The 13971-nt window shown below is 50.4% G+C and carries 9 protein-coding genes and 1 pseudogene; 6 read left to right on the top strand and 4 right to left on the bottom strand.

Annotation, left to right across the window (positions count from 1 at the left end; translation table 11 throughout):
- The first annotated feature begins 2 nt into the window (after positions 1-2).
- From IEW11_RS04245 to IEW11_RS25295, 5 genes and pseudogenes are all read left to right on the top strand, one after another.
- Complete coding sequence (locus IEW11_RS04245) at positions 3-362, top strand: hypothetical protein (protein ID WP_188529342.1); 360 nt, start codon at positions 3-5, stop codon at positions 360-362.
- Positions 363-659: 297 nt separating this feature from the next.
- Entirely contained in the window at positions 660-1991 is a 1332-nt protein-coding gene (locus IEW11_RS04240; RefSeq protein WP_229724947.1) for a purine/pyrimidine permease, read from the top strand.
- Between the two features lie 81 nt (positions 1992-2072).
- Positions 2073-2444: a Na-translocating system protein MpsC family protein gene (locus IEW11_RS04235; RefSeq protein ID WP_188529338.1), complete on the top strand. Its 372-nt coding sequence runs from the start codon at positions 2073-2075 to the stop codon at positions 2442-2444.
- Positions 2445-2583: 139 nt separating this feature from the next.
- Positions 2584-3597: a sodium-dependent bicarbonate transport family permease gene (locus IEW11_RS04230; RefSeq protein ID WP_188529336.1), complete on the top strand. Its 1014-nt coding sequence runs from the start codon at positions 2584-2586 to the stop codon at positions 3595-3597.
- 24 nt (positions 3598-3621) lie between these two features.
- Positions 3622-3744 (top strand): annotated as a pseudogene (locus tag IEW11_RS25295) (group II intron maturase-specific domain-containing protein); the annotation flags it as partial.
- 95 nt (positions 3745-3839) lie between these two features.
- Here the strand turns inward: IEW11_RS25295 and IEW11_RS04225 are convergent.
- Positions 3840-9545, bottom strand: a complete 5706-nt coding sequence (locus IEW11_RS04225; RefSeq protein WP_188529334.1) for a HAMP domain-containing protein — start codon at positions 9543-9545, stop codon at positions 3840-3842.
- A gap of 4 nt (positions 9546-9549) precedes the next feature.
- Complete coding sequence (locus IEW11_RS04220; protein WP_188529332.1) at positions 9550-11202, bottom strand: response regulator; 1653 nt, start codon at positions 11200-11202, stop codon at positions 9550-9552.
- Positions 11203-11631: 429 nt separating this feature from the next.
- Here IEW11_RS04220 and nthB point away from each other — a divergent pair, with 429 nt between their 5' ends.
- The gene (nthB, locus tag IEW11_RS04215) at positions 11632-12330 is read left to right on the top strand and encodes a nitrile hydratase subunit beta (protein WP_188529330.1); all 699 of its coding nucleotides are present in this window, start codon (positions 11632-11634) and stop codon (positions 12328-12330) included.
- Here the strand turns inward: nthB and IEW11_RS04210 are convergent.
- Together IEW11_RS04210 and IEW11_RS04205 are read right to left on the bottom strand one after the other, a co-directional pair.
- A complete protein-coding gene (locus tag IEW11_RS04210) occupies positions 12327-12554 on the bottom strand; it encodes a helix-turn-helix domain-containing protein (RefSeq protein ID WP_188529328.1) in 228 nt (75 codons plus the stop codon). The genes nthB and IEW11_RS04210 overlap by 4 nt on opposite strands.
- Before the next feature lie 53 nt (positions 12555-12607).
- Positions 12608-13966 (bottom strand): MFS transporter, encoded by a 1359-nt coding sequence (locus IEW11_RS04205; RefSeq protein ID WP_188529325.1) that lies wholly within the window; start codon positions 13964-13966, stop codon positions 12608-12610.
- Between the last annotated feature and the right edge of the window lie 5 nt (positions 13967-13971).

The raw sequence follows: 13971 nt of genomic DNA, 5'->3' as shown, positions 1-13971 counted from the left end.
GCGTGAAAAAAACGAAACAGCCGGGCGATAATATCAGCTTGAAAACAAAAAAAACGGAAGATCCCGCCGTCATGAAATGGATCAACGAACAATCCAATTTGATGGATTCATTACGTTATTTAATTGAAAATGAGATTGTTCAGAACGGCGTCCGCAACCTGCAGATGTTCATTCCAGTGGAACGGAATCTGTTACATGCGGGTCAACCGCAGCAGCAGCAGGCAGCCATAATTGCTCCCGCCCTGGGAGCTGCAAGAGAAGTGTCAACGGCTGCGGAGGAACGGGGAGAACTGCAATCAGACCGCTCCGAACCTCCGGTTGAGGATGAGATCGACGATGACGATATTGAATCGTGGATTTAAAGAAATTGCTGAGCCCAGTCTGCACAAGGGTTGCGGGGTATTGTAATAGTTGGTATCACAAAATAATACCTAGTATTACTCGGTAATGCCCAGAGGTGAAAAGTGAAGTAATACTAAGTAATGTTAGGGGTTACCCAGTTTTAGTTGTGGTAAATAATTACAAATATTTTGGCGAGTCAGGGTTAACCTGACTCGCCTTTATTTATGTACCTCTTGAGCTGTGACGTCAGCAGGAGTAATCTTAGAGCATATGGAAAAATACGGTTCATAGACAAGAGAAAGTAGAGGATGCCAATTATGACAAATAAATCGTGGGCAGCGGGTATGGCCACCGTACAATGGTTTATGTTTTTGCTTGCCGGGTCGATGGCGTTTCCGATCATTATCGGTCATATCTATCAGCTGTCCGCCGAGGACATCTCCGGCTTAATGCAGCGCACGTTCCTTGTTGTCGGAATAGCGACTTTAATAGGAGGGTGGCTGGGCCACCGTTTACCGATCATTGACGGGCCTGCGGGAATTTGGATCGGAGTCTTTGTGTTAATGGGGCAGATGGCGTTTCTGCACGGGCAGGATCCGATCCATAATTTGCGGTTGCTGGAAGGCTCCATGCTGCTGGCGGGGGGCATTTTGGCGGTTCTTGGCGCATTGGGCTGGATGGGCAAGATGCTCCAGGTGTTTACGCCTCTTGTTAACGGCGTCTACCTGATTATCATCACGTTTCAATTAAGCGGTACGATGCTAAAGGGAATGCTGGGAACGAGCGGAGCTTCGGCCGAGGTAGAGCCGGGAGTGGCTGCCGTTTCATTTTTAACCTTTTTGCTGGTAGTTGCCCTTTCGATTTGGGGGAGAAAATGGCTGAAAAGCTATGCGGTGCTCATTGGGATGATTGCCGGCTGGGCGGCTTTTGCACTCATAAATGGAGGCGATACGCCGCTTAAGTCCTCTGCGATTGTATCTTTACCGGAAGTTTTCGCATGGGGATTGCCGCGCTTAGACGCGGGGACGATCATCTCGTCGATTATTGTGGCGCTTGTACTGGTTTCCGGCGTCATCATCTCGGTATCTTCCATGCAGCAGGTGCTTGAGGAAAGAGGACAGCAATTGACGGAAACTTTAGGCCGTAAAGGCCGGTTAGCACGGGGCGGGCTGATCAGCGGCGTCTCAACTCTATTGTCTTCCGTATTTTCGACGATCGCCACCATTCCTTTTTCCGTTTCGGCAGGTTTTGTGCGTACGACCGGCCAGACTCGAATGCTTCCGTTTTTCATCGCATGTGTGCTGTTTGCGGCAGCTTCCTTTTTTCCGGTCGTGTATACGTTCTTATCCACCCTGCCGGAGCCGGTTGCCAATGCAGCCATGCTGGCGTTATTTTCTCAGATGATTGGGATCGGGATCCATTCGATACTGAAGGAGCCCCTTGATCAGCGGCGCCTTACGATTCTAAGTCTGTCGCTTATGCTGGGGACGGGAGTTATGTTTTTGCCCGCGGCAGTTTTTGCCGGATTACCGACCGTCTTGCAATATATTATGAGTAACGGTGTGATGGTCGGCATTCTGACTGCTTTGGTATTGGAACAGTCTTGGCGTAATAAGAAAATAGCGGTTGACAAAGGGAAGCAGGTATGAAATCGGTGAATGAAGACAATATAAAATAGCAGTATACAAAACGATATCGATGTTATATAATACCCAACTAGGGGTGATGTGATGAGGACAAAAGGGATGATAGAGGCCTCGGTCAGCAAAGCATTAACCCAATGGGAAAGAGATTTTCTGGGCCGTGGCTCAGTCGAAGTGAAAACAGATATCCTGCGCAATATGATCGTAGTGCTCTTAAAGGGAGTCATGACGCCTGCGGAAAAGCTGCTCTCCAAGGAAAAGGACAGCATGCTCTCCATCAAGAAAATACGCTCGGATATGATTGAAGCGGGACTGCCCGAACTTAAAAGTATGATCCATGAATCAACAAGCTTCCAAGTCGTGTCGTTTCATACGGACATTTCCACGAAGACCGGCGAACGGTTGATGGTATTTATGCTCGATGGAAATTTGGAAGAAAGCCTTACATCTAAGAATTAAATATTTATTCGGAGATCAACAAAGCACCCGAGGGTGAGTTGACGATAACCGGCAAATTGCTGAAGTCTTGTCAGGACAATAGTCCTGAAGGACCCATGCATTTGCCGGTTTTTTTATTTGAAATCAGGGAGTGGTTCACATGTGGGAAGTATTAATGGCGAATATGATGTCGCCTGTGGTGATGTTCTTTGTGCTTGGTCTGGCGGCGGCGCTGCTGCGTTCGGATTTGAAATTTCCGAGTGCGTTAAGCGATGCGCTCAGCATGTACCTGCTGCTGGCGATCGGCTTAAAGGGCGGCATCGAAATGTCGAAATATCCGGTAACGGAACTGCTGCAGCCGATATGGGGCGGGCTGCTGCTGGGAACGCTAATTCCTGTCGTTACCTTTGTTATGTTGCTGAAAATGAAAATCGACAAATTTAACGCGGCCGCGCTCGCTGCGGCCTACGGCTCGGTAAGCATCGTCACGTTTGGGGCGGGTGCCGATTTCTTGGATAAGGTGGGCGCTTCCTATGAATCCTATATGGGAGCAATTGTCGCGATTATGGAAATCCCGGCGATTCTTGTTTCCCTCATTATGCTGAAGGCATTGCAAGGCTCCGCGAATAGGCAGCGCACCGGCGGCGCCGTGCTGTACTCGGGATTCCTCCCGATTCTGCGCAAAGGCATCGATGTGGGCATCCTGCGGGAAGTGCTGACAGGCAAAAGTATTCTTCTGCTGGCGGGCGGTCTGATCATCGGATTGTTGGCAGGGCAGGAAGCCATGCCGGTCGTCCAGCCGTTCTTCATCGACCCATACCGCGGCGCGCTGATGCTGTTCCTGATGCACATGGGCATGGTGTGCGGCAGCAAGCTTGGCGAGCTGAAGGGAAGAAGCAGCCTGCTGCTTGGCTTTGCGGTCTTGGCTCCAATCGCTTACGGCGCGCTTGGCGTGCTTGTCGGAAAAGCGGCCGGCCTGTCAACGGGAAGCATGATGCTGATGGGCGTTCTGGCGGCGAGCGCTTCATACATTGCCGCTCCCGCCGCGGTAAAAGGCGCCATTCCCGAAGCGAATCCGTCGATCTACCTCGGCCTGGCGCTGGGGGTTACATTTCCCTTCAATTTGGCTTTCGGAATTCCGCTGTACTACTGGCTGGCCCAAATGTTAGCTTAACCGCCCTCCGATCTTGGAGGCTGCGTCATAGCCAATTCCAGGCGAGGCGCATGAGAAATGTCTCGAAAAATAAACAACGCCCTTCCGGCTTCCCACTGGGAAGCGAAAGGGCTGAAAAGCTTGCTATCTCGTTATTTGGAGCTTTGTTTACCTTTTGGATCCGCCGTATGCGGACCCGCGTGTACGGTAGTGTGGGAGGTCAGGGGCTGGCCGCCCCTATCTACTAATTTTGAACGTAGGGGTCATTTGTCTAACCATGTGCGCATCATAGATAACAATTGCGCGCTGTTGACCGGTTTTGTGATGTAATCCGAGCAGCCGGCTTCAAGGCACAGCTCCCGGTCTCCCTTCATGGCTTTCGCCGTGAGCGCAAGAATAGGAAGGTTCTTGAATTTCGCCTTCTGCCGGATAGCGCGGGTCGTTTCGTAACCGTCCATTCCCGGCATCATGATATCCATCAAGACAATTTCGATGTCCGGTGTCTGTTCCAGGAGGTTGATGGCATCCTGGCCGGTCTCCGCCGGAATGACTTTCATATGATGGCGTTCCAAAATTGAGGTGAGCGCAAAAATGTTCCGGATATCATCATCCACAACCAGCACTTTCTTATACTCGATCATTTCATCCGAAATATGCAGTTTAACCAGCTTGTCCCTTGAGCCGGGCGGCAAGTTTTCCGCCTTGCGGTGCAGGAAGAGGGTCGTTTCATCGATCAATTGGATATTCGACTTCACCTCTTTGAGAACCGCCATTTTGACCCACTCATCCCACTCGTTCTCCTCCGCTGGCGCCAACTTCTTGCTCAGGCGGGCCACGACGGGAACCCGTTTGTTTTTGGCGTTCTTGTGCATATCTCGGACGAACCGGAGGAGATTCATATCCGGCAAGCTGTTGTCCACTACCACACAATCAAAATTTTTTGTGTTGATCTGGTTCAAAGCTTTGCGCCCCGTGTCCACTGCAGTGATTTTGAGATCCTGGTTGCTCAGCAGGTCGACGATTTGCTTGCGCTCCTGCTCATCATGGACGACCACCAGCAGATTTTGAGTCTCCCTGTCCGCAAATTGGTTCAAACGATCCAACGCATTCTCCAGTTCTTCGTTGGTCACCGGTTTCCGGAAATAATCGTGAACTCCCTTCTGCAGCAGGAGCACCTCGTCCTCGTCGACTGTCATGACACAAATCGGAATATGCCGCAAATGGATATCGTTCTTCAGCTGCTCAAGCACCAGCCAACCATCGGTATCACCAAGATGCAGATCCAGCGTTATAGCGATCGGATTGTACTTGTGAACGAGTTCCAGGGCATCCAAACCGCCAACCGTAATGACAGCTTTGATCCCTTTCTTGCGGAGGAGATCAAGAATAATTTCATTGAACTTCTGGTCATCTTCAACAATCAGGAATACACGGTCTCCCGGCTTGATGTTATCCCGGTCGTCAATCAAAGCGTCATCCGCCGGTTTGATCAGGTTGCTTCTGCGTTTGGGCGGGGTGACATCAATCACCTCCGGAACATGTGTCTTTTTGGGCCCCGGTTCGGTGAATTCCGCTTCAGTTGGAAGGTACAAATTAAATACGCTTCCCTTGCTCACTTCACTATACAGGGTGATTTCTCCGCCCAGCATCTCGGCAATCTCGCGGGATATCGCAAGACCTAAGCCTGTTCCGCCATATTCCCGATTCGTGCTGCCGTCCGCCTGCTGGAAGGCTTCGAAAATAATCTGGTGTTTTTCATGAGGGATGCCGATCCCCGTGTCGCTGACGGAGAAGCAAATGACCGTTTTGGCACGATTGAGCGATTCATTATCCGGGTGCCATCCGTCGCTCGCTTTCCGGATCAGGAGCATGATCTGTCCTTGTTCCGTGAACTTAAAGGCGTTCGAAAGCAAGTTTTTTAAGATTTGCTGAAGCCGCTTGAAGTCCGTTACTACACTCGCCGGCACGCCCGGATCAACTTTGATTCGGTAGTCCAGCTTCTTAGCGTTCACCATGTGGCGGAAGGTGCGGTCGAGCCCGTCTGTCAGTTCTGCCAAAGGTACTTCGCTGTAATCTGGCGTAATGGTGCCTGATTCAATTTTGGACAGATCGAGAATATCATTGATAAGGTTAAGTAATTCGATTCCGGAGTCCTGAATTGTCTTCGCGAACTTCACCTGTATCTCGTTAAGATTTTCTTCCGGGTTCTCGGCAAGCTGTTCTGCCAGCAACAACAAGGAGTTCAGAGGGGTACGAAGTTCGTGCGACATGTTGGCCAAAAATTCGGATTTGTACTTGGACGTGAGGGCAAGCTGTTCCGCTTTCTCCTCCAGGTATCGCTTGGCCACCTCTACCTCATGGTTCTTGCTCTCCACTTCCGCCTTCTGCAGCACGAGCAGCTTCGCTTTATCCTCGAGTTCATCGTTCGTATTCCGCAGCTCCATCTGCTGCTTTTGGAGCTCTTCGGTGAGGGACTGAGATTGGATCAGCAGTTCCTCCGTACGCTGGTTCGCCTGCATTGTGTTAATCACGATTCCGATGGATTCCGTAAGCTGATCCAAGAATGCGATGTCTATATCACTGTATGGGCGGAAGGAAGCCAGTTCCAGAACTGCGAGCACCTGGTCTTCGAAAATGATCGGCAGCAAAATGATGTTGAGAGGTGTAGCTTCTCCCAAAGCGGACGATATCACGACATAGTCACCCGGCACGTTGGTAAGCAGGATCCGCTGTTTCTCGATCAGGCACTGGCCGACCAACCCTTGTCCAGCTCGAAATTCGTTAGCCAGATGTTTGCGGCTTTGGTAAGCATAGCTGGCAAAGAGCCTCAGCACCGGTTCGCCGTTTAACGGTTCATTGATGTAGAAGACGCCATGCTGCATCGACACGAGCGGAGCCAGCTCGGACAGGATCATGCGGCTGACTGCATACAAATCTCTTTGTCCCTGTAGCAGCCGCGAGAATTTGGCGAGGTTGGTTTTGAGCCAGTCCTGCTCTGTATTGATCCGGGTCGTCTCCTTCAGATTCCGAATCATTTCGTTAATGTTGTCTTTCAGCGTTGCGACTTCTCCGGATGCGGATACGTCAATGGCACGTGACAGATCGCCGTTCGTCACCGCTGTTGCAACGTTGGTGATGGCGCGTACCTGAGTGGTCAGCGTACTCGCCATGTAGTTAACGTTGTCGGTGAGATCGCGCCAAGTACCGGCTGCGCCAGGCACGTTCGCTTGTCCGCCCAGTTTTCCTTCGGCGCCTACCTCCCGCGCCACGGTGGTCACTTGGTCGGCGAAGGTGGCCAGCGTCTCGATCATATTGTTGATTGTGTCCGTCAGTTCGGCGATTTCGCCTTTGGCTTCTACGGTCAGCTTCTGCTTCAGGTTGCCGTTCGCAACAGCGGTCACGACCTTGGCGATCCCGCGCACCTGATCCGTCAGGTTGGTGGCCATGATGTTAACATTATCGGTGAGGTCTTTCCAGATCCCGCCGACACCGCGTACTTGGGCTTGTCCGCCGAGCTTGCCGTCCGTACCGACCTCTCGTGCCACCCTCGTAACTTCGGAAGCGAATGAATTTAGTTGATCCACCATTGTGTTGATCGTGTTCTTCAGTTCCAACAGTTCGCCTTTGACGTCTACGGTAATTTTCTTGGACAGGTCTCCATTCGCAACCGCCGTCGTAACGCCGGCAATGTTACGCATCTGAATGGTCAAGTTACTGGCCATGTAGTTAACCGTATCAGTCAAATCTTTCCACGTACCGGAAACATCTTTAACTTCCGCTTGCGCGCCGAGTTTTCCGTCCGTGCCAACCTCACGCGCTACGCGTGTAACCTCGGATGCGAAGGTCGAGAGCTGGTCCACCATGGTGTTGATCGTATTCTTCAATTCAAGGATTTCGCCTTTGACGTCTACGGTGATTTTCTTGGACAGGTCGCCCTTCGCTACCGCCGTCGTAACGTCCGCGATGTTCCGCACCTGGTCCGTCAGATTCCGAGCCATGTTATTAACGCTTTCGGTCAAGTCTTTCCAGGTCCCGCCGACCCCTTTAACCTGCGCTTGGCCGCCCAGTTTCCCGTCCGTACCGACCTCTCGCGCCACCCGCGTAACCTCGGAAGAGAACATCGAGAGCTGGTCCACCATCGTGTTGATTGTATTTTTGAGCTCGAGGATTTCTCCTTGTACATCCGCCGTGATTTTCTTGGACAGATCGCCGTTCGCGACCGCCGTCGTTACGACAGCGATGTTTCGCACTTGGTTGGTCAAGTTCGAAGCCATATAGTTAACGCTCTCTGTCAAATCGCGCCATGTACCCGCAACGCCTTTAACTTGGGCTTGTCCGCCCAGCATGCCCTCGGTACCAACCTCGCGCGCCACCCTCGTAACCTCGGAAGCGAAGGTCGAGAGCTGCTCCACCATCGTGTTGATTGTGTTCTTGAGTTCAAGGATTTCGCCTCTCGCATTAACCGTGATCTGCTTGGATAGATCGCCTTTCGCAACAGCAGTCGTTACCTCGGCGATATTACGCACCTGATCGGTCAGCGTACCAGCCATAAAGTTAACGCTGTCGGTCAAATCCTTCCATGTACCGGATACGCCTTTAACGTCCGCTTGGCCGCCCAGGATCCCTTCCGTTGAAACCTCCTTCGCCACTCGCGTAACCTCGGAGGCAAAGTTGCTGAGCTGATCCACCATGATGTTGATTGTGCTTTTCAATTGGAGGATCTCGCCTTTCGCATCCACGGTAATCGTCTTTGACAAGTCGCCTTTCGCAACAGCGGTTGTCACTTCCGCGATGTTGCGCACCTGGTTGGTTAAGTTAGACGCCATGTAGTTTACGCTTTCGGTTAAATCCCGCCAAGTACCGGATACGCCTTTAACGTCCGCCTGCCCGCCGAGTATTCCTTCCGTACCGACCTCGCGCGCCATCCGGGTAACCTCGGAAGCAAAGGTCGACAATTGATCCACCATCGTGTTGATGGTGTTCTTTAATTCCAGGATTTCGCCTTGCACATCAGCGGTAATTTTCTTCGACAGGTCGCCATTTGCGACTGCAGTGGTAACTACCGCGATGTTGCGCACCTGGTTGGTTAAGTTAGACGCCATGTAGTTTACGCTTTCCGTTAAATCCCGCCAAGTACCGGATACGCCTTTAACGTCCGCCTGCCCGCCGAGTTTGCCCTCCGTGCCGACCTCACGCGCCACACGAGTAACCTCGGAAGAGAACATGGAGAGCTGGTCCACCATTGTGTTGATCGTATTTTTGAGCTCGAGAATCTCTCCCCGCGCATTTACAGTGATTTGCTTCGACAGATCACCGTTTGCGACGGCAGTTGTAACCGCTGCGATATTACGCACTTGATCCGTGAGGTTTGTCGCCATGTAATTCACGCTATCGGTCAGATCTTTCCAGGTACCCGATACACCTTTGACGTCTGCCTGGCCGCCCAAGATTCCTTCCGTACCGACCTCTCGCGCCACCCGCGTAACCTCAGAGGCAAAGGTGCTGAGCTGATTCACCATCATGTTGATGTTGCTCGCCGTTCGCTGGAATTCACCGGTGAGCGCCCGTCCTTCGATTTCCAGTTCCACCTTCTGGGATAGATCGCCTTTGGCCACGGCGTTAATAACCCGAACCATTTCGCTCGTCGGTTGAATCAAGTCGATGACCAGACCGTTCAACGAATCGGTGATCGTTTCCCATGATCCACCCAGATTTCTCTGTACAAACCTTCTTGAAAGATTCCCTTCCTTTCCGACAACCTTGGCTACTGTCTGGACTTCATGCACCAGACCTTCCTGAATATCCATGATCTCGTTAAACGTATCCGCTACCTTGCCGGCCACTCCCGTGCGGTCATAGGGCATTCTGTAGGAGAAGTTGCCTTTTCTCATCGCCATTAAGGCGTTGAGCAGTTCGCCGACGTCAATTTGATCGTCGTTCGTTTCGTTGATTTGGTTTTGATCCTTCATATTCTCAACCCTGCCCCTTTTCCAACACGTATGTTTGAATGACCTGTTTTATGTCGTCCAATCGAACCGGTTTAACGATAAAATCGTCCATGCCCGAGGATAGACACCGCTGCATCGTTTCCTTGGAAATATTTGACGTCATGCCAATGATCACAGGATGCTTGTCCGAAACATTTGTTTTTATTTCTTGTACCGTCTCCCAGCCGTCTTTGAATGGTATTTGAAGATCAAGGAAAAGCAGGTCGTAAGACGTTTGTTTCAAAGCTGTCATCACCTCTGTGCCGTTCTCCGCCATATCGGCGGAGAAGCCGAGTACCCCCAGCATTTGTTTCATCAGCCTCCGGCTTACGTTGTCCTCTTCCCCGACCAAGACACGAATCGGAGCCGGCGTATGGCTGTTGATCATGATTCCCGTTTTCACCGGCTTTCGATCCGACTCGTCCGGAGGCTGGGAGGGAGGAACTGTGCCCGTGAACGGCTTGACTGCAATCGTAAAAATGAACGTTGCGCCGGATTCATTCGACGGTTCTACCCGAATCGTGCCGCCCATCAGTTCAACCAAGGATTTGCTGATCGATAATCCGAGTCCCGTGCCTCCGAACTTACGTGTGGCTGAGGCATCCAACTGGGAGAACGGCTGAAATAGTTCGTTTATCTTATCCGGAGGGATTCCGATCCCGGTATCTTTAATCATAAATTCAAGCGTAAGCGAATTCGCCGTCTCTGCCAGCTTGTTAACCATGATGTACACACTGCCTTCATGCGTAAACTTTACGGCATTGCCCACCAAATTATTCAACACCTGACGGAGGCGGTTCATATCTCCTTTTAAATAAGATGGCAGCGACGGATCAACCACCACCACCATTTCCAAATTCCGTTCCCTGATTTTGGCCGTAAATAAATCAATCGTTTCAATCAGGCAGTGCTGAAGGGAGAACGGTTCCTCCTCCAATTCCATCTTTCCGGACTCGATTTTGGAAAAATCGAGGATATGGTTGATGACAGAGAGCAATGCATTGCCGCTTGTGTGGATGATCCCTGCCATCTCGGAGTATTCTTCCGGCAAATCGGAGGCAAGAAGCAGATCCGACATGCCAATAATCCCATTCAGTGGAGTCCGGATTTCATGGCTCATCATGGCCAGAAATTCCGATTTCACGCGGGATGCGATTTCCGCCGTTTCCTTGGCTTGACTGAGCGCCTGATTGGTTTTTTCCATCTGCCTCGTTTGTTTCTTCAACATTTCGCTCTGGATCTGAAGGGTTTTGTTCACTTCATACATGCTGACGTAACCCTCGATTTTGGATTTAAAAATTTGTGGAACGAAGGGTTTCGTCATATAATCCATAGCGCCGACGGTATAGCCGGTGAAGATATGCTCCATTTTAGTGCTGGAGGCCGTCATAAAGATGATTGGCACGTATTTGGTTTTCTCCCGAGTCCGGATGATGCTGGCCGTCTCGAACCCATCCATTCCCGGCATTTGCACATCCATGACAATGACGGCAAACTCCTCTTCCAATAAACATCGCAAAGCCTCCATCCCGGAATATGCCCGAACCAGATGATAGGGCTCTCTGTCGAGAACCGCCTCAATAGCAACCAAGTTTTCCGGGTGATCGTCTACAATCAGGATGTTGACTGGAAAATCCATGGCGCCCCTCACTTTCCAACTTGTGGTTTGCTTACGTTTATGTTTCATTTCTATAGGTTAAATACCCAGAAGTCTAAATAATGAAACGCTCATTTGGAATACTTTTTATTGATTCCGGGTCCACCATAAAAAAGACTGTTGAGACTTTTCCGACAGTCTGTGAGGCGCCTGCGGCGCCTCTCTTTTTTGTTCGTCTATTCATGATTATTTGCATTGAACGATCTGGGCCAAGCATCCCGTTGTACTATTGGCTGGCACAGATACTGTCTTAACAGCTGAGCAACTCAGATTATTTCTTTGAATTTCGTCATTTCTCGTCGTTCATCGGTTTTGGTTATCACTAGATGTCAGCAAGATTTACATCAGATTTTCAGTGTGTTAATTTAAACGTAAATTGTTGACTAACGATAGCGTGAAGGAGATGGACGAATGAACGGAATCCATGATGTAGGCGGTATGGATGGTTTTGGTCCTGTGAAGCGGGAAGAGAATGAACCCGTTTTTCATGAGCGATGGGAGGGGCGGGTAAGAGCGCTGTCCATGCTGATTAACAAAAAGCGCCGCCTCTATTTTATCGATGAGTCCAGGCATACCATCGAACGTATTCATCCTGTTTATTATATGGGCTCCAGCTATTATCAGTTATGGCTGTTAAGATTTGAAACCATGATGATGGAGAGAGGCGTCCTTACCGAGCAGGAGATCCAGGAGAGAATGGGCCAGATCGCCCCGGGCGCTTCTTTTGAACCGGACTTGGCCGCATTTCGAACCATAAGGCCCCACAATCCCACCCAACATCGAAGAACGGCAATCCAGACGACATCGGGAACTGCTTCGCCGAATGAACCGGTGCCGCCGAAGTACAAGCCGGGAACTGTCGTGCAAGCCAAGCTGGCGGCTACTTTAGGGCATACCCGTATCCCCCGGTATATTCGCGGAAAGCAGGGGGTTATCGAGGCCGTTCACGGACACTCTCCGATTCCGGATATTAGAGTCGATCAAGGCCTCAGCCTCTACCAGCCGGTCTATCGTGTTCGGTTCAAAGCAAGGGAATTATGGGGGGAAGACGCTTCCCCCAAAGACACGCTTTGCATCGAGTTATGGGAAGATTATTTGGAGCAAGCCTAACGGCGATTGGACGTTAAATAGCTTGAATCGAACTCTTTTTCCTCTACATAGGTGTGGCTTTTAATCCAGTTTTCAAAATCTTCTTTATTAAAATAAATTTCCTTTCCGATCTTAATGTAAGGCAGCCGTTTGTAACGGCGCCACCGGTCCACGGTGGAACGGCTGACCTTCATGAGATCCATTGCGTCCTGCAGCGTAATCAGATTTAATTGTTGGCTTATCATAACAACACCCCCGCAGTTTAATCTAACCATCACTAACGGCAACTTACCCGCGCTTACCGGCGAAATTCCGACGTTTGAATTAAACTAGCTTCTCTTGAAGAGGAGAAAAAGGTCAGCAGCAGAACGGCACTTGAGATTCCGGCCCCTAAAACAGCTACAATGTGAAATTGTTCTGTTGTAATTTGATCCTTAAAAATGATGCCGAGCAGACAGGATGATAAGATCGTGCCGAGATAACGCGAGGTCATGAATAAACCGGATGCGGCACCTGTGTCTTGGGGAGCTACGGAACGGAATAAAGCCGTCTGCAATCCCAAGCTGCTAAAGCCGTTGCTGCAGCCTAACAGGGAAAGGATCAGAAATATAGAGATAGGCGCAGACTGATTGTTTACGGTTAAGAGCAGCAGCGTCCCCGTGATCGCAAATACGGCTCCCGCTATAATCGCCGGTTCGGAGGAATCGGTACGGTCGATCCATCTTGCGGCTATAGGGGAAACAACAACGCCGAACCCCGCGACAGAAAGCATAACGATTCCTGTAAGACCCGACTCATAACCGTGTACATGCTGCAAATAAGAGGGAACACCAAAAAAGAGCGAATAAAATAAAACGTTGACCAGGATAAACCTCACATACACAAGGGCTGCCTTTGTATTACTCCGCAAGGACCGCACATCAATGAACGGATGTTTCATTTTGTTTTCAAGAAAACAGAAGGCGGCGATTGACGCTGAGCACCATGCAAGCATCCACCAGTTGACATTCCCATCTAATGATAATAAGAACAGCAGCATGCTTATAATGGAGCTGGAAAACAGCACAATACCGGCTGGATCCGGGAAGGATGTTTTCTTGTCTGCCGTCTCATCCTTTGGAAATGCCTTTAAAGCGAGTAGGAATGAAGCGATAATAAAAGGGAAATTGATGAGAAAAATCGCCGGCCAATCGCCATAATGGATTAAAAATCCGCCGATAGAAGGTCCCAGCGCTGCAGACGTCGAGGCGAAAATGCTTAAAAAACTAAAGGCCTGCGCTTGTTTTTTGGTGATTGCTTTACGCACGGCGGACATGCCGGCCGGATATAACGTGGAGCTTCCGATCGCCTGAATGATACGAAATGCAATCAGCCAGCCGAAGCTTGGGGACAGTGGAGCCAGCATGGAGGCCGCGGCAACAAGTGATAATCCGATGATAAACAGCCGCTTCTGCCCCAGTGAGTCGCTGAGCTTTCCCATGATAGGCTGACCAATCGCGCTTGCCAAATAATAAGTAGAGATTAACCAGGCTGAATCGGCAAAAGAAAGGCTGTATTCTTCCTGCAAACGCGATAACGCTACTGCAATCATGGAGGAATTCAATGGATTCAATAAAATTCCGAATGCAACAGCGAGAAGTAACCTGAAATCGACCATTCCCT

The sequence above is a fragment of the Paenibacillus abyssi genome (assembly GCF_014640295.1).
Lineage (GTDB): Bacteria > Bacillota > Bacilli > Paenibacillales > Paenibacillaceae > Paenibacillus_D > Paenibacillus_D abyssi.
This window is presented reverse-complemented; position numbering and strand designations above follow the sequence as displayed.

Excerpts from the sequence above, each read along its gene's own strand:
- IEW11_RS04220 (WP_188529332.1), bottom strand. The coding sequence starts at position 11,202 with ATGGATTTTCCAGTCAACATCCTGATTGTAGACGATCACCCGGAAAAC.
- IEW11_RS04240 (WP_229724947.1), top strand. The coding sequence starts at position 660 with ATGACAAATAAATCGTGGGCAGCGGGTATGGCCACCGTACAATGGTTT.
- IEW11_RS04225 (WP_188529334.1), bottom strand. The coding sequence starts at position 9,545 with ATGAAGGATCAAAACCAAATCAACGAAACGAACGACGATCAAATTGAC.
- IEW11_RS04210 (WP_188529328.1), bottom strand. The coding sequence starts at position 12,554 with ATGATAAGCCAACAATTAAATCTGATTACGCTGCAGGACGCAATGGAT.
- nthB (WP_188529330.1), top strand. The coding sequence starts at position 11,632 with ATGAACGGAATCCATGATGTAGGCGGTATGGATGGTTTTGGTCCTGTG.
- IEW11_RS04230 (WP_188529336.1), top strand. The coding sequence starts at position 2,584 with ATGTGGGAAGTATTAATGGCGAATATGATGTCGCCTGTGGTGATGTTC.
- IEW11_RS04235 (WP_188529338.1), top strand. The coding sequence starts at position 2,073 with ATGAGGACAAAAGGGATGATAGAGGCCTCGGTCAGCAAAGCATTAACC.
- IEW11_RS04205 (WP_188529325.1), bottom strand. The coding sequence starts at position 13,966 with ATGGTCGATTTCAGGTTACTTCTCGCTGTTGCATTCGGAATTTTATTG.